The following is a 16,052-nucleotide window of genomic DNA, read 5'->3' on the forward strand; positions in this document are numbered from 1 at the left end:
CATTTTATTCAAATGCTTCGAATTTCAATAATCATCAATAGTTATATTTTTCTTTGGGAAGTCTGCAATGAAATGGGAACAGATTTATGAATCCATGCAATCTGCTGACAATGCCGGACAGCTCCTTGAATACATAGATACCTACGCCAAGCAGTGCGGATTTGCACATGCGGCTTATGTCATGCGCGTTCCGCTGCTGAACGGCGTGGTCAAATGGCTCAGCTTTGGATCGTTGCCCCAGGAATGGACCGATCATTATGTGGCCAGAAAATATGCGGATGTCGATCCCTTGATTCGTAAGGCATTGAACAGCATTGAGCCATTGGTCTGGTCACCAAAGCTGTTTGCAGAAGTACCGCAGATCTGGGCGGATGCACAGCGCTTCGGCCTCAAGGTTGGGATTTCCCAGCCATGCTGGGCTGCTCAAGGCGTGTTCGGAATGTTGTCTTTTCTGAGAAATGGTCCGGCATTATCTTCCGGTGAGATTTCGATGTTGCGGCGCCAGATGCAAATCTCAGCAAATCTTTTGCATCTTTCGATGTATGAGCATCTCGATGTTCCAGCGATGAATTGCGTTTCTGAAGTAAACCTGACGATGCGCGAGCGGGAAATCCTGCGCTGGACGAGTGAAGGAAAGACTGCCGAGATCATCGGCACGATCCTCAATATTTCCACACGTACGGTAAATTTCCATATCAGCAACGTGCTTACGAAGCTGGTTGCGGTCAACAAGGTTCAGGCGGTCGCCAAAGCCCGCACGTTCGGACTTCTCTAAGTATCTTCCAAGTCCCTCGGCGGATTGTTCCGAAGGGCATCTTTCAGCGGCTTTCCGGTTTGCGCTTTTTCTGAAACGGGCTACAAATTCATTATCTTTCCCGGAGGATCAATGAATGACTGCTCAGCCAAACTCTCTTGAAGCCCGCGATATCCGTTATCATCTCCATTCCTATACCGATGCTGTCCGCCTCGAAGCGGAAGGCCCGCTTGTCATTGAGCGCGGCGATGGCATTTATGTCGAAGATGGAACCGGCAAGCGTTACATTGAGGCGATGTCGGGGCTTTGGAGTGTCGGTGTGGGCTTTTCGGAGCCGCGATTGGCCGAAGCAGCCGCACGACAGATGAAGAAGTTGCCTTTCTACCATACGTTCTCTTACCGTTCGCATGGTCCTGTCATCGATTTGGCTGAAAAGCTCGTTTCGATGGCGCCCGTGCCGATGAGCAAGGCTTACTTCACCAATTCAGGCTCCGAGGCTAATGATACGGTCATCAAGTTGATCTGGTATCGTTCCAATGCGCTGGGCGAACCGGAGCGCAAGAAAATCATATCGCGCAAGCGTGGCTATCATGGTGTAACGATCGCCTCCGCCAGCCTGACTGGGCTGCCGAACAACCACCGTTCCTTCGATCTGCCAATCGACCGTATCCTGCATACGGCTTGTCCGCATCACTATCGTGAAGGACTGCCGGGGGAGACTGAGGAGCAGTTTGCAACGCGACTGGCGGATGAGCTGGAGCAGTTGATCCTTGCTGAAGGGCCACACACCATCGCTGCTTTCATTGGCGAGCCGGTGATGGGGGCTGGCGGCGTGGTCGTGCCGCCCAAAACCTACTGGGAGAAGGTGCAGGCGGTTCTCAAGCGCTACAATATTCTGCTGATCGCTGACGAAGTCATTTGCGGATTTGGCCGGACGGGCAATTTGTTCGGCAGTCAGACTTTCGATATTAAGCCGGACATTCTGGTCATGTCGAAGCAGCTTTCCTCATCCTATCTGCCAATTTCGGCTTTCCTCATCAATGAGCGTGTCTATGCGCCGATTGCCGAAGAAAGCCACAAGATTGGTACACTTGGCACGGGTTTCACAGCATCCGGCCATCCGGTGGCCGCGGCTGTAGCGCTGGAAAACCTCGCCATCATTGAAGAGCGCGATCTGGTTGCCAATGCTCGTGACCGTGGCGCTTATATGCAAAAACGCTTGCGCGGTTTGCAGGATCATCCGCTGGTTGGCGAAGTGCGCGGCGTTGGTCTTATTGCCGGTGTCGAGCTTGTCACCGACAAGCAGGCCAGGACGGGTCTTGAGCCGACCGGTGCTCTCGGCGCAAAGGCAAATGCTGTTCTTCAGGAACGCGGCGTTATTTCTCGCGCAATGGGCGACACGCTTGCCTTCTGTCCACCACTCATCATCAACGATCAGCAGATCGATATTATGGTATCCGCGCTCGAAGCGACACTGAACGATGTTCAGGCGAGCCTCGCCAAGTAATGATTTACTCCGGAGCTGTCCGAATGACGGGCAGCTCCGGAGCGAAGAGCCGTTAAATTTCACAAAAATTGTATGATTTTCCGTAGCTTGATTAAAATTCGGCTTTTCCCGGCGCGCGCAAGTTTGTTCTGGCTCCACTTGCAAATACGGTAAGTTTTCGCGCAAGCCAGTTGCAATACGCGATAGGTTTCTTTCACTTTTCTGCATCGTTTCACGACAATGCCGGCACCGTGGCTTTTGTCACATCTGCGCCGGATGAAGGCCCATTTCCTGATCTTGGGCCATCCCTTCCGCCAGTATCGAGACCCTATCCGGTTGCCGGGAGTAAGTAGTCGTGCATCATGCATCCCTGACCAAGAACCTGACGCATCTTCAGCGTCTTGAGGCGGAAGCTATCCATATTTTTCGTGAGGTTGCTGCAACCTTCGCCAACCCGGTGATGCTGTATTCGATCGGCAAGGATTCGTCGGTGATGCTGCATCTGGCGATGAAGGCATTCTATCCCGCACCGCCGCCTTTCCCTTTTCTGCATGTTGATACGACATGGAAGTTTCGAGAGATGATCGAATTTCGCGATGCTCAGGCGCGTGAAAAGGGCTTCGAGCTGCTCGTGCATATCAACGAGGATGGTGTGCGTGACGGCATTGGCCCTTTTAGCCACGGATCGAACGTCCACACGCATGTGATGAAGACCGTGGCCTTGCGGCAAGCGCTCGACAAGTACAAGTTCGATGCGGCTTTTGGAGGGGCTCGCCGCGACGAGGAGAAATCGCGCGCCAAAGAGCGCATTTTTTCCTTCCGCAATGCGCAACACGGCTGGGACCCCAAAAACCAGCGCCCAGAAATGTGGAAAATCTATAATACGCGCGTTTCAGCAGGGGAATCGATCCGCGTTTTTCCACTGTCGAATTGGACAGAACTCGACATCTGGCAGTACATCCTGCAAGAGAATATCCCTATCGTGCCGCTTTACTTTGCAGCGCACCGTCCGGTGGTGGAGCGCGACGGCATGCTGATCATGGTCGATGATGATCGTATGAAGTTGCACCCGGACGAAAAGGTAGAAAGCCGATTGGTGCGGTTCCGCACGCTTGGCTGCTATCCGCTGACTGGTGCAATTGAATCAAGCGCGGCTGACCTTTCCGCTATTGTTGAAGAAATGCTGATTGCCCGCACATCCGAGCGGCAAGGTCGCGCCATTGATCGTGACGAAGCCGGCTCAATGGAAAAGAAGAAGCGCGAGGGCTATTTCTGATGAATGCAATAATCAAGCCTGTCGCACCCAATGCTACAGTCAGCGACTTCCTGGCGGATCAGGAACGCAAGACACTGTTGCGCTTTCTCACTTGCGGGTCAGTGGATGACGGAAAATCAACGCTGATCGGACGTCTGCTCTATGACACGAAGCTGATTTTCGAGGACCAGCTGGCATCGTTGAAAAATGATAGTCGCAAGTTTGGCACCACGGATGACGATTTCGATTTCGCATTACTGGTTGACGGCCTGGAGGCCGAGCGGGAGCAGGGCATCACCATCGATGTCGCCTATCGCTTCTTCTCGACACCACGCCGCAAGTTTATTGTCGCGGACACGCCGGGCCATGCGCAATATACGCGCAACATGGCGACCGGTGCGTCGACAGCCGATCTTGCTATCGTGCTTGTCGATGCGCGTCAGGGCGTGCTGACCCAGACGCGGCGCCATTCCTTCATTGCTGCAGCACTTGGTATTCGTCACGTCGTTCTGGCCGTAAACAAGATAGACCTGGTCGATTTTTCGCAAGAAGCCTTCCAACGCATTGTTGCCGACTATATGGGCTTCGCCAAAGAATTAGGCTTTGTCAGTATACAGCCGATCCCGCTTTCGGCTCGTTTCGGCGACAATGTCACCCTGCCATCGCTGCGCATGGACTGGTATGAAGGACCAAATCTGCTTGAACATCTGGAGACCGTGCGCATTGACGCGGAGACAGCGGCAAAGCCTTTCCGCTTCCCTGTTCAATATGTGAACCGGCCCAATCTCGATTTTCGCGGCTTTTCCGGCACGGTGGCATCCGGTTCGATCAGCGCTGGTGATCCCGTCGTGGTTGCCAAATCAGGCAAGATATCCCGTGTAAAACGTATTGCCACCCACGATGGCGATCTGTTGAAAGCATCCGAAGGGCAGGCAGTCACATTGGTGCTGGAGGATGAACTCGAGGTCTCGCGCGGCAATATGCTGGTAGGGATGGAAGCCCGTCCAGAAGTGGCTGATCGGTTCGCGGCCAATATCGTCTGGTTTGGCGAAGAGGCGTTGCATCCTGGACGTTCCTATATTCTGCGTACCGAAACCGATCAGACGCCGGTGACGATCAACGATATCGTATACAGAAGCGACGTAGACAGTTTCACCCGTCGGGAAGCATCCCGTCTTGATCTCAACGAGATCGGACTTTGCCATCTCCAAACGGTGGATCACATCGCGTTCGATCCCTATGCCGATAATCGTGTAACTGGCGCGTTCGTATTGATCGACAGACTTACCAACGCGACTGTCGGTGCTGGAATGATCGATAGCGCTCTTCGTCAGGCGACGAATGTGCATCTCCAGTCCTTCGACCTCGACAAACACACACGTGCGGCGCAGAAGTTCCAGAAACCGGCTGTGCTTTGGTTCACGGGTCTGTCCGGCTCCGGCAAATCCACCATTGCAAACCGGCTGGAACAGCGACTTCATGCGCTGGGCAAACACACTTACCTGCTGGATGGCGACAATGTCCGTCATGGTCTCAACAGCGATCTGGGATTTTCAGAAGAGGACAGGGCAGAAAACATCCGCCGTGTTGGCGAAGTCGCCCGGTTGATGACTGATGCCGGACTGGTTGTGCTGGTCTCCTTCATTTCGCCATTTCGCAGCGAGCGGGATCGCATTCGTTCCCGGTTGCCTGAAGGCGAGTTTGTCGAGATATTCGTGGATACACCGCTAGAGGAATGTATTGCGCGTGACCCGAAGGGGCTTTATGCGCAGGCTTTGCGCGGCGAGATCAAGGCTTTCACCGGTGTTGATTCTCCGTACGAGCCACCAACATCTCCCGAACTTCGTCTGAGCACGGCGGGGCGTGATGTTGACGAGCTCGTCGGAGAAGTAGAAAAATATCTTGCCGAACGTGGTATCATCGGCAGTTATGGCAGCGATTCCTGGTCAATTTGAGCAATGAAGATTTCAGCCTCCCCAAAAGCCGATCAGAACGGCGAAGCAATGCTGGCCGTTCTGCAGGAAGCTGCACTCGAGGCGGGGCGCGTTATCATGAAGCATTATGCCAATGGTTGCGCGGTTCACAGCAAGAAAGATTCTTCCCCGGTCACGGAAGCAGATCGTGACGCGGAAGCCATCATTCTTGCGGCCATCGCTTCCGTTGTCCCGGATATTCCGGTCGTGGCCGAAGAAGAAGTGGCGGCGGGGCGCTTGCCCTCACAGTTGGGGCGCCGGTTTCTATTGGTGGACCCTTTGGACGGTACGCGTGAGTTTCTGCTACGAAACGGCGATTTTACCGTGAATATCGGCATGATCGAGGATGGCGCTCCAGTTCTCGGCATCGTTTATGCACCCGTTCGCAATCGCTTGTTTATTGGGAACAGCAACGGTGCTGAAGAAATAGCGACGACCAAAGATCATGCAGTTGGAACACGGCGCGGGATAAGGGTGCGTGTTCACGGGGCCGAGCGGGTGGCGGTTTGCAGCCGGTCACATAAAAACCTGGAAACGGAGAAGTTCCTCAGCGACAATAGGATCAGTCGCTACGTTTCCATCGGTTCATCGCTGAAATTCTGCCTGATCGCCAGTGGAGAGGCCGATATCTATCCACGTTTCGGCCCGACTATGGAATGGGATACAGCAGCCGGCGATGCCGTGTTGCGCGCCGCCGGCGGTCTCACCACGACTTTCGAGGGAGCGCCGCTTTCTTATGGCCAGCGCGCCAGTGAAGGTGTTGCGGGTTTTGCCAATCCCAATTTTGTGGCTTTTGGCGGTGGCACAAAACCCGTTTTTTCTATGGTTTGATGGATTTTGGAAACAGACGGTTAGAGTGTCTTACTTTCACATGCAACGCGCTTGACGCCATTTCCAACTTTTCGGGTCGGGCATTAAAAAAACCATAAGATACACTTGCGGCTTGAAATTGGGGGCGTTATAAGCCGCCTCAATGGTCAAGACCACGTGGTCACGGAGTGTAGCGCAGCCTGGTAGCGCACCTCGTTCGGGACGAGGGGGTCGGAGGTTCGAATCCTCTCACTCCGACCATTTTCCCGAAAGTTTGGCTCTATTCTTTTCTTCCGAACACAGACATACGCATGAACTCTCCGTCGTACTGGGCAAGGGCAACCAGGCGTTTACGGTCCAGTATTTCCACACGGTTCGAACGGAACAGGATAAGCCCTTCTTCGCGGAGGTCACGCAGCATCCGATTGAGGTGTATCGGCGTCAATCCCAGAGCATCGGCGAGTTGATATTGTGTTAGCGGGCAATAAAAGGAATCTGGATCGTCCATCCCGCACGATTGCACCCGATCCGAAAGCTCGAGAAAAAGGTGCGCAGTTCTGACGAATGCGGCACGGCATCCGATATTGGTAAGGTGCTCGATCAGCATTGATCGCTGGCGTGCAAGAAGCTCGATAAGGATCAGACTAAGACGGGGCGCACGCTCGATAGAGGCTTCCAGCGAGGCAAGCGGAATCTCGAAAACCGACATGGGGGTGATGGCCGCTATCGTATTGTAGCTGTAGCCATCGGCCGTTCGAAGCCCAAGAAAATCGCTCCGCATGGGGAAGTCGATGATCTGTCGTTCGCCGCTCGACAGATCGCGATATACACACCCCCAACCGGAGCGCACGAGATGAATGCTCCTGATGCGCGCACCTTGCTCAATGATTGTGGCATCGGCAGCAAAGTCATTTTCAATAATAGTGAGGGACGAAAGCGCGTCTGTTTCCCGCGCTTCCAGCTTGGCGAGAATTGGAGGGGCCTCCAATAAACCAATCAGCGCTTCAATCGATGGGTCTGTGGTCTGCTTGCCACTATGCATTTCCAACCCATTAGAGCGAATTCCGAAATTTTTCAGACAGCCTTTCGGAAAAGTTACATCCAATAATCACAGTTAGGGTACTTACTCGATTCAATCAAATCGATTGCAAAATAAAGTATGTCCACCGCATTGCGGTCTTGCAGTCCAATAACCGTGCAAAGAGCCAGTCGGTATTTTCATCGAAATCGGGGCATTCATGAACTTTGAAAAGCGTGATTGCCTCCGCAATGTCGATGAATTCAGTAAATCCGAAAACCATCTAAACGAAAGATATAGACGCTATATCCTACCGCGCTTTAAGTCGTTCCTATGGTTAATTATAATTTTTCGCATTGCTAACATAAGTTAATGACACGCTTATTTCCCGATAGCAATATTTACCCTGGTCAAGCTTACAGGTCTATCCAGGAAAGCGCATGAAATTGTTCGTCTCTGACGAAAGTAATAGATGGATGCACAAACATACAGCAACTTGAGTAGCGCCGGGAGTATCACATGTTGGAGACGAGAGGGGATAGCCTTTGGGCTGCTTCGGGGAGTACGGGCGACAGGGGTAACGCCGCCAGTACTGAAGCAGTGCGTGGACGGCGCATGTTGCTTGTGTGCAAGAGCAATCTTGAACGGCAGTGCCTTTACAACGGACTCGTGCTGAATGGCCTCAAGCTTCCAGTGGAGACACAAGCGGCGATCGAACTGGCGGATCCCACCGAGGACATAGCTGTTGTCCTTATTAATATTGGCTCCAAGCGGCTGGCCGATCCGTTCTTTTCGGAGAAATTGCAGTCGGTGATTGAACTCTGGCGTCCGGTTCCGGTCGTTTTTCTCGCGGAACGCGAGGAGTGGGCCCAGGTTGTGCGTGCTATGGAAATCGGCGCGCGCGGTTATATCCCCATGTCTGTTGATATCAAGGTTTGCGTCGAAGCCATTCATCTTGCCACGGCTGGCGGTATGTATGTGCCCGCTTCCATGGTGTTCCAGACAGCGCCGACAGACGTTGACGACGATGTTCTGGGTGAGTTGCTCACAGCACGCGAGATCGAAGTTGTACACGCCATCCGAATTGGAAAATCGAACAAGATCATTGCATTCGAATTGGGCATGAGCGAAGGCACAGTCAAGGCGCATGTCCATAATATCATGAAGAAAATTGGTGCTGCGAACCGGACGGAAGTCGCGTGCAAGTTGCATAGAATGTATGGTGAGAAGTTCGATCTCGATTGACCCCATTCGGTTTCGGTTGGGTGCCGTTTGCACGAAAATCGGCGAGCGGATGGTCCTCCCCATGAATTTATTGGACTGTTGTTTAGTCTTTCCGGCGCGGTCCCTCGTCTTCAGGTCCCAACTCCACACTTGGTGCGCAACGCAATAACGCTGCTCATTTTCATCGTATGGCTATCCGGTGAAGGCGACAGGGGCCTAAAATCGCTGGGAAGCGAATGCTATTCGAAGTCATTTGAACGGAAGTGGTTGCTTTCTATTGAAAAACCGCGAAATTACTCCGACGCAATCGGAATAATACCAGCTCTGGGATAAAAATGCAGCTCACCCCCCGTCACAATGCAATTCTTGAGCTCGCTCGCAAGCAGGGGCAGGTTCTGGTGGACGATCTAGCTGCGGCTTTCGAGGTGACGCCGCAGACGGTGCGCAAGGATTTGAATGACCTTTGTCGCGCCCGGATGCTGCGACGTATTCATGGAGGTGCACTCTATCCGTCCGGCGTTGAGAACATGGAATATGAAGCGCGACGCCGCATCGCCGCGCATGAAAAGGAGTCGATCGGGCGTGCTGCCGCAGAAATCATTCCAGATGGCGCTTCCCTTTTCATCAATATAGGCACTACGACAGAAGCCGTCAGCCATGCGCTGGTCGACCACAACAATCTGATGGTTATCACCAATAACATCAATGTGGCCAACACTTTGCGCGTTCACCCCTCAATAGAAGTGGTCGTTGCAGGCGGTGTCGTTCGCCCGTCCGATGGCGGGATCGTCGGTGAAGCGGCTGTTGATTTCATCCGACAGTTCAAGGTCGACTACGCGATTATCGGCGCTTCCGCCATGGACGAAGACGGGGCCCTCCTGGATTTCGATTTCCGCGAAGTGAAAGTGGCGCAAGCCATTATCGCCAATGCCCGCCACGTGATCCTTGTCACTGACTCCACGAAGCTGGAGCGAACCGCCCCGGTGCGCATTGGTCACATATCGCAGATCGATACCTTTATCACCGACCATTGCCCGTCAAACCAGTTGCGGGACCGTTGTCGTGAAAGCGAGGTTGAATTGATAGAAACTCTTGGAGAAAGGCAGGTCGAGGAAAAACGAATCTAAGTTCGTTTCATTTTCGATTTGCTTTCGTATTAAATGAATTATATTCGCTTTGGTTTTCGGAGACCGGTCTTCGGGGTTCGCCATGGCGCAAGAGAAACTATTCGACATTTTTGTAATCGGCGGCGGCATCAATGGCTGCGGTATCGCGCGCGACGCGGTTGGCCGCGGATTTTCGGTTGGCCTTGCCGAAATGAACGATCTGGCAAGCGGTACCTCGTCGCGAGCAACCAAACTTATTCACGGTGGTTTGCGCTATCTGGAGCACTATGAATTTCGTCTGGTGCGTGAGGCGCTGATGGAGCGCGAGGTGCTATGGGCCAATGCACCCCACATCATTCATCCGATGCGGTTTGTATTGCCTTATCATAAAGGCGGAATGCGCCCTGCATGGTTGTTGAGACTTGGATTATTCCTCTATGACCATTTGGGTGGGCGTAAAAAGCTCCCTGCAACGCGTACACTCAATATGCGTTCCGATCCGGCGGCGCAGCCCTTGAAGCCGCTTTTTACAAAGGCATTCGAATATTCGGACTGTTGGGTAGACGACGCACGTTTCGTCGCCTTAACCGCCCGCGATGCAGCGGATCGCGGTGCGATCCTCAGGACTCGAACCAAGGTCGTGGCGGCTCGCCGTGACAGGGAATACTGGACCGTTACGCTGGAGGGTGCCGGCAGCCGGGAGCGTGAGGAAGTTCGTGCCCGTCTGCTGGTCAATGCCGCTGGTCCCTGGGCCGACAAGGTTTTGCAAGGTGTCGAGGGAGATCGGCAGCTTCACAATGTCCGTCTTGTTCAGGGCAGTCATATTGTGGTGCACAAGAAATTCTCCGATCCCCGGTCCTATTTCTTCCAGAACAATGACGGGCGTATCATTTTTGCCATTCCATATGAGGATGACTTTACTCTGATCGGCACGACTGATCAGGATTATGAGGGTGACCCGGCCAAGGTCGCGATCACCGACAGCGAGGCCGACTATCTCTGCGCGGCAGCCAGCGAATATTTCAAGGAACCGGTCAAAAGCACGGATATCGTCTGGATTTATTCCGGTGTGCGCCCGCTCTATGATGACGGTGCGAGCAAAGCACAGGAAGCAACGCGCGATTATGTGCTGAAAGAAGACGCGCCCGATGGGCTTGCGCCCCTGATCAACGTCTTCGGCGGCAAGCTGACGACCGCGCGGCGGCTCGCCGAGCATATGCTGGAAAAGATAGAGCTCCGGCTGGGGCAGAAGGGCGCGCCGTGGACCCATGCCGCACCGTTGCCCGGTGGTGACTTCGTGGAAGTCGAGTTCGAGCGTGAGCTGCAAAAGCTGAATGCCGCTTATTCTTTCCTGACTCCTGCCCACGCTCGGCGTTTGTTCCGACAATATGGAACGCGTACTCACGTCTTGCTTGGGGAGGCCGCTTCGCTTGCCGATCTCGGGCAGCATTTCGGTGCGGATCTTTATGAAGCCGAAGTGCGGTATCTGCTTGAGCATGAATGGGCAGTGAGCGCTGAAGATATTCTATGGCGGCGTACGAAACTTGGCCTTCGTCTCAATGCCGCGGATGTTTCCGCACTCGAAGAATATCTGAAGTCAGCATGGGTCGCCTGATCCTCTCAATCTTTAGCCGCACTTGCCAGTTGTGTTATGAGCAGTCATTATTCTCCTGGTGGATTGAATTTGACGTTTGATACCCGTCCGACATGGAGCCCGTTTCTGACGTCAAATTCGGACATCCACTAGAACCATCTATCTAATGGTGGTCTTCTCGGTTTCGACATTTGCTCGGCACGCATATCCGAGGGAGGCAAATGCCGGAATCAGACCACCAGAAAGCGGGTTCCAGCCTTCCTGGGAGGAAAAGATGGGCACACCGCAAGACGGAACACATGCTGATCGGATTCAGTCCGCAATCATGACAGCGGGTGGCGCTGCCAGATCGGCTCTGGTCGCCTCATGGCGGCGCTCGGCGGAACTGCATGGGCTTGATCCTGCCGAACTGGGATCGGTGCGCACCCTTTCCGACGGCGAGTTCAAAACTGCTCATCAGCGTATCGAACGCCTCGTCAGCATAGCGCAAGCCAGTATGGATCGCCTTTATCTGGCCGTTGGCGGGGTCGGTTGTTGTGTGCTTCTGGCCGATAGCGAGGGCGTGCCGGTCGAACGTCGTGGCGCACCGGGCGATGACGATACCTTCTATCGCTGGGGGCTCTGGACCGGTGCGGTCTGGAGCGAACAAAGCGAAGGCACGAACGGCATTGGTACTTGCATTGTTGAGCAGCGTCCGCTGACAATCCATCGCGACCAGCATTTTCATACCCGTAATATAGGGCTTTCCTGTACGGTTGCCCCGATCCATGATCATCAAGGGCGCTTGATGGCGGCGCTCGACGTTTCTTCGTGTCGCGCCGATCTGACAGAGGCTTTTGCGCAACTCATATCCGTCGCCGTAATCGATGCTGCACGGCGCATCGAAGCTGAGAATTTCCGTCAGGCTTTCCCCGAGGCTCGTATCATGCTGGCGCCAAGCCCCGACAGAACAGGCGGCGCGCTGATCGCGGTCGACAAGGATGATCTGGTTATCGGCGCCACACGTGCGGCGCGTCTGGCCATGGGGCTTGACGATGCCGCTCTTGCGGTTCCGTTGCCCGCAGCCGATCTTCTCGGCTGGCATGCCGATCCGCGTGAAGATATGGCAGAGTCGGAGCGGAGCGTCATCCTGCGCGCCCTTGCGCGTGCAGAAGGGAATATTTCGGCGGCTGCCGGGCTTCTGGGCATCAGCCGCGCCACGCTTCATCGCAAGCTCAACCGGCTGAAGATCATTCGTCCGCACTAATCAGAAATAGGCGGGCGCAACTGTCTCAATATTGCGACACATAACCTTGCGAGCTTGAATGCGCGGGATGACTCTTTCGCGCTGTCGCGCGATCCTCACCCATGAAACGCTGTAGGAGCAGCGTGGTTTTGGGAGGAATGTCATGAACAAGGTTGAATTCAGCCGGACCGTGAAGCCGGCTTTCGCAAAACGCTACGGAAATTTCATCGGGGGCAAATGGGTCGAACCCAAATCGGGCCGCTATTTCGAAAATACGTCGCCGGTCAACGGGCAGGTGCTTTGCGAAGTGGCCCGTTCGGACGCCGCCGATGTTGAAGCGGCTCTCGATGCAGCGCATGCCGCCAAGGATGCCTGGGGCAAGACGAGCGCGGCGGAACGCGCGCTCATCCTCAATCGCATTGCCGACCGGATTGAGGAACACCTGCCTGCGCTGGCTGCCGCCGAAACCTGGGACAACGGCAAGCCAATCCGCGAAACTACCGCTGCCGATCTTCCTCTGGCCATCGACCATTTCCGCTATTTTGCCGGTGTGATCCGCGCCCAGGAAGGCAGCATTTCCGAAATCGATCATGATACGGTCGCCTATCACTTCCATGAGCCACTTGGTGTTGTCGGTCAGATCATCCCGTGGAATTTCCCTCTTCTCATGGCGACCTGGAAGCTCGCACCGGCACTTGCGGCGGGCAATTGTGTCGTTCTGAAGCCGGCTGAACAGACACCGGCATCGATCCTCGTGCTTATGGAACTGATCGGTGATCTTCTCCCGCCTGGGGTTATCAATGTCGTCAACGGGTTTGGCCTTGAGGCAGGCAAACCGCTTGCATCGAGCCCACGCATCGCCAAGATCGCCTTCACCGGTGAAACGACGACGGGTCGATTAATCATGCAATATGCCAGCCAGAATCTTATTCCGGTTACGCTGGAACTCGGCGGCAAGTCACCGAACATCTTCTTCAAGGATGTTGCAGCGGAAGACGACGACTTCCTCGATAAGGCCATTGAAGGTTTTGTAATGTTCGCGCTCAACCAGGGCGAAGTCTGTACTTGCCCAAGTCGCGCACTCATCCATGAGTCGATCTATGACAAGTTCATGGAGAAGGCGCTGAAGCGTGTGGATGCGATTGTGCAGGGTGACCCACTCGATCCGGCAACGATGATCGGCGCGCAGGCCTCCAGCGAACAGCTCGAGAAAATCCTGAGCTATCTCGATATTGGTCGTCAGGAAGGTGCTGAAGTGCTGGCAGGCGGCGAGCGCAATATTCTGCCGGGCGATCTGGCTGGCGGTTATTATGTGAAGCCGACCGTATTCAAGGGCAACAACAAGATGCGTGTTTTCCAGGAGGAAATCTTCGGGCCGGTCGTGTCTGTTGCTACCTTCAAGGATGATGCTGAGGCGCTATCGATTGCCAACGATACGCTTTACGGTCTGGGCGCTGGTATATGGACACGGGACGGCACGCGGGCCTATCGTTTCGGACGCGCCATTCAAGCCGGTCGCGTGTGGACCAATTGCTATCATGCCTATCCGGCGCATGCGGCATTCGGCGGTTATAAGCAATCGGGCATCGGTCGCGAAAACCACCTGAAAATGCTGGACCACTATCAGAACACCAAGAATATGCTGGTGAGCTACAGCCCGAAGAAGTTGGGTTTCTTCTAGAGCATGTCTCCCAAAAGTGGAAACCGGTTTTGGGATCAAGACATGCATAAAACAAAAGGTTAGAGCGGCTTCAACAACCCCGTTTTAAACGAAACTGCTCCAACCGAAGCTTAACCCCGAACCGCAATGCGAAGAAAATGTCTTCCTATTGCGCTCAATCAATGGGTGGAGCCGTACTTGATGGCAGTATTGCGTAGAGCATAACGGTTTCCAATACCCTCCCAAGGGGGCCTGGGCGGAAACGCCCGGGCGACCTTTCTGTTATCTCCCTATGGCATTCAGTTTTCGACACCCATTTCTTCCTTCCCCAGGAAGCAAGTTCAGTTCGACAACGAAGGAGAAACCTCATGGCAAAGACAATGAAAGCCGCTGTGGTGCGGGCATTCGGAAAGCCACTGACGATTGACGAAGTGCCTATACCCGAGCCCGGGCCGGGCCAGATACAGGTCGCCATCCGTGCATTCGGCGTTTGCCATACCGATCTGCATGCCGCCGAGGGCGACTGGCCAGTGAAACCCAATCCACCGTTCATTCCGGGACACGAAGGCGTTGGCTATGTTTCGGCTGTGGGTAGCGGCGTCAGACACGTCAAGGAAGGGGATCGCGTTGGCGTTCCATGGCTTTATACTGCTTGCGGCCACTGTCGCCATTGCCTCGGCGGCTGGGAAACGCTGTGTGAAGAGCAGTTGAATACGGGCTATTCGGTTAATGGCGGCTTTGCCGAATATGTCGTAGCCGATCCGAATTTCGTCGGGCACTTGCCTAAGAATATCGACTTCAACGAAATCGCGCCGGTTTTGTGTGCAGGTGTGACGGTTTACAAGGGCCTCAAGGTGACGGATACCAAGCCCGGTGACTGGGTCGTGATCTCCGGTGTTGGCGGGCTCGGCCATATGGCAGTGCAATATGCCAAAGCGATGGGGCTTAATGTCGCCGCAGTAGACATTGATGACAAAAAGCTCGATCTAGCCCGCAAGCTCGGCGCGACAGTAACCGTCAATGCCAAAACGCATAACGATCCAGCAGCCTACATCAAAAGAGAAACCGATGGTGGTGCGCAGGGCGTGCTGGTGACGGCGGTTTCGCCGATTGCCTTTGAGCAGGCGCTGGGCATGGTATCGCGCGGCGGCACTGTATCGCTCAACGGCCTGCCGCCCGGAGACTTTCCGCTCTCAATCTTCAATATGGTGCTCAACGGGGTTACCGTGCGCGGCTCCATTGTTGGTACACGGCTCGATCTGCAGGAGTCGCTGGATTTCGCTGCCGACGGCAAGGTGCGCGCCACTATCCGCACCGAGAAGCTGGAAGATATCAATTCCATCTTTGACGATATGCGTCAGGGCAATATTGAAGGTCGCGTCGTGATGGACCTGACACAATAATGTCTGGACGCGAGAGCGCATCGCGAAAAGTCTGAGACGATTTTCGGGCTGGATGCGTGTTAAATAAACATTCGGAGCGGGCATCGTAAAGCTGCCCGCCAATCTTCTTGGGAGGAGGATATGACAGAGAAAGACCCAGGCATGGGGCTCGGTCAGGTTAGCGCTACTCCAGCAGCGCTTGACCTCATCCGCGAGTTGCAAGCCGAGTATGGCCCGATCATGTTTCATCAGTCGGGCGGTTGTTGCGACGGGTCATCACCCATGTGCTACCCACAAGGTGAATTCATCGTCGGCGATACGGATGTAAAGCTGGGCGATATCGGGGGTGCTCCAGTCTATATCAGCGGTCCGCAATATGAAGTCTGGAAGCATACCGAACTCATTATTGACGTTATTCCAGGGCGTGGAGGCATGTTCTCCCTCGATAACGGGCGTGAGGTTCGGTTTCTGACGCGCTCGCGGGTTTGCTCGGCTCCCTGATTTCTCTTTTCGTTTTGTCGCAAAGCGGTTAGTTAGGTCCTCACCCTAGATCGGAGAGGGAGGG

General features: G+C 54.4%; 13 protein-coding genes and 1 tRNA gene. 13 read left to right on the forward strand and 1 reads right to left on the reverse strand.

The genetic code is table 11. From position 1 onward, the window contains the following. Positions 1–67: 67 nt before the first annotated feature. The 6 genes from FJQ48_RS00305 (at position 68) to FJQ48_RS00330 (ending at position 6,539) form a co-directional block, all read left to right on the forward strand. A complete protein-coding gene (locus FJQ48_RS00305) occupies positions 68–775 on the forward strand; it encodes a LuxR family transcriptional regulator (RefSeq protein ID WP_139973229.1) in 708 nt (235 codons plus the stop codon). Between the two features lie 115 nt (positions 776–890). Beyond that, on the forward strand, positions 891–2,261 hold the full coding sequence (locus FJQ48_RS00310; protein ID WP_139973230.1) for an aspartate aminotransferase family protein: 1,371 nt from the start codon (positions 891–893) through the stop codon (positions 2,259–2,261). A 334-nt stretch (positions 2,262–2,595) separates the two neighbouring features. Then, entirely contained in the window at positions 2,596–3,516 is a 921-nt protein-coding gene (cysD, locus tag FJQ48_RS00315) for a sulfate adenylyltransferase subunit CysD (protein WP_139973231.1), read from the forward strand. Continuing rightward, positions 3,516–5,450, forward strand: a complete 1,935-nt coding sequence (gene cysN, locus FJQ48_RS00320) for a sulfate adenylyltransferase subunit CysN (protein WP_139973232.1) — start codon at positions 3,516–3,518, stop codon at positions 5,448–5,450. The genes cysD and cysN overlap by 1 nt, the downstream gene beginning before the upstream one ends. 3 nt (positions 5,451–5,453) lie before the next feature. After that, positions 5,454–6,299 carry a 3'(2'),5'-bisphosphate nucleotidase CysQ gene (gene cysQ / locus FJQ48_RS00325; protein WP_139973233.1) on the forward strand — a complete coding sequence of 282 codons (846 nt, stop codon included), beginning with the start codon at positions 5,454–5,456 and terminating at the stop codon, positions 6,297–6,299. A gap of 163 nt (positions 6,300–6,462) precedes the next feature. Then, positions 6,463–6,539: transfer RNA gene (locus tag FJQ48_RS00330), tRNA-Pro, on the forward strand. 19 nt (positions 6,540–6,558) lie between these two features. Here the strand turns inward: FJQ48_RS00330 and FJQ48_RS00335 are convergent. Further along, positions 6,559–7,320, reverse strand: a complete 762-nt coding sequence (locus FJQ48_RS00335; protein WP_139973234.1) for a Crp/Fnr family transcriptional regulator — start codon at positions 7,318–7,320, stop codon at positions 6,559–6,561. A 495-nt stretch (positions 7,321–7,815) separates the two neighbouring features. Between FJQ48_RS00335 and FJQ48_RS00340 the strand changes: the two genes are divergently transcribed. The 7 genes from FJQ48_RS00340 (at position 7,816) to FJQ48_RS00370 (ending at position 15,988) form a co-directional block, all read left to right on the forward strand. Further along, the gene (locus tag FJQ48_RS00340; protein WP_139973235.1) at positions 7,816–8,541 is read left to right on the forward strand and encodes a response regulator transcription factor; all 726 of its coding nucleotides are present in this window, start codon (positions 7,816–7,818) and stop codon (positions 8,539–8,541) included. A 314-nt stretch (positions 8,542–8,855) separates the two neighbouring features. After that, positions 8,856–9,647, forward strand: coding sequence for a DeoR/GlpR family DNA-binding transcription regulator (locus FJQ48_RS00345; protein ID WP_139973236.1), 792 nt, complete (start codon positions 8,856–8,858; stop codon positions 9,645–9,647). A gap of 82 nt (positions 9,648–9,729) precedes the next feature. Continuing rightward, positions 9,730–11,241, forward strand: coding sequence for a glycerol-3-phosphate dehydrogenase (glpD, locus tag FJQ48_RS00350; protein ID WP_139973237.1), 1,512 nt, complete (start codon positions 9,730–9,732; stop codon positions 11,239–11,241). 253 nt (positions 11,242–11,494) lie between these two features. Further along, a complete protein-coding gene (locus FJQ48_RS00355) occupies positions 11,495–12,466 on the forward strand; it encodes a GAF domain-containing protein (protein ID WP_139973238.1) in 972 nt (323 codons plus the stop codon). 142 nt (positions 12,467–12,608) lie between these two features. After that, positions 12,609–14,126, forward strand: a complete 1,518-nt coding sequence (adh, locus tag FJQ48_RS00360) for an aldehyde dehydrogenase (RefSeq protein WP_139973239.1) — start codon at positions 12,609–12,611, stop codon at positions 14,124–14,126. A 347-nt stretch (positions 14,127–14,473) separates the two neighbouring features. Next, the gene (gene adhP, locus FJQ48_RS00365; protein ID WP_139973240.1) at positions 14,474–15,508 is read left to right on the forward strand and encodes an alcohol dehydrogenase AdhP; all 1,035 of its coding nucleotides are present in this window, start codon (positions 14,474–14,476) and stop codon (positions 15,506–15,508) included. 120 nt (positions 15,509–15,628) lie between these two features. Continuing rightward, entirely contained in the window at positions 15,629–15,988 is a 360-nt protein-coding gene (locus FJQ48_RS00370; RefSeq protein WP_139973241.1) for a DUF779 domain-containing protein, read from the forward strand. The last annotated feature ends 64 nt before the right edge of the window (positions 15,989–16,052 follow it).

Source organism: Ochrobactrum sp. CGA5 (genome assembly GCF_006345815.1).
GTDB lineage: Bacteria > Pseudomonadota > Alphaproteobacteria > Rhizobiales > Rhizobiaceae > Brucella.

Excerpts from the sequence above, each read along its gene's own strand:
- cysQ (WP_139973233.1), top strand. The coding sequence starts at position 5,454 with ATGAAGATTTCAGCCTCCCCAAAAGCCGATCAGAACGGCGAAGCAATG.
- FJQ48_RS00345 (WP_139973236.1), top strand. The coding sequence starts at position 8,856 with ATGCAGCTCACCCCCCGTCACAATGCAATTCTTGAGCTCGCTCGCAAG.
- FJQ48_RS00340 (WP_139973235.1), top strand. The coding sequence starts at position 7,816 with ATGTTGGAGACGAGAGGGGATAGCCTTTGGGCTGCTTCGGGGAGTACG.
- FJQ48_RS00305 (WP_139973229.1), top strand. The coding sequence starts at position 68 with ATGAAATGGGAACAGATTTATGAATCCATGCAATCTGCTGACAATGCC.
- cysN (WP_139973232.1), top strand. The coding sequence starts at position 3,516 with ATGAATGCAATAATCAAGCCTGTCGCACCCAATGCTACAGTCAGCGAC.
- adh (WP_139973239.1), top strand. The coding sequence starts at position 12,609 with ATGAACAAGGTTGAATTCAGCCGGACCGTGAAGCCGGCTTTCGCAAAA.
- FJQ48_RS00335 (WP_139973234.1), bottom strand. The coding sequence starts at position 7,320 with ATGCATAGTGGCAAGCAGACCACAGACCCATCGATTGAAGCGCTGATT.
- adhP (WP_139973240.1), top strand. The coding sequence starts at position 14,474 with ATGGCAAAGACAATGAAAGCCGCTGTGGTGCGGGCATTCGGAAAGCCA.
- glpD (WP_139973237.1), top strand. The coding sequence starts at position 9,730 with ATGGCGCAAGAGAAACTATTCGACATTTTTGTAATCGGCGGCGGCATC.
- FJQ48_RS00370 (WP_139973241.1), top strand. The coding sequence starts at position 15,629 with ATGACAGAGAAAGACCCAGGCATGGGGCTCGGTCAGGTTAGCGCTACT.
- FJQ48_RS00310 (WP_139973230.1), top strand. The coding sequence starts at position 891 with ATGACTGCTCAGCCAAACTCTCTTGAAGCCCGCGATATCCGTTATCAT.
- FJQ48_RS00355 (WP_139973238.1), top strand. The coding sequence starts at position 11,495 with ATGGGCACACCGCAAGACGGAACACATGCTGATCGGATTCAGTCCGCA.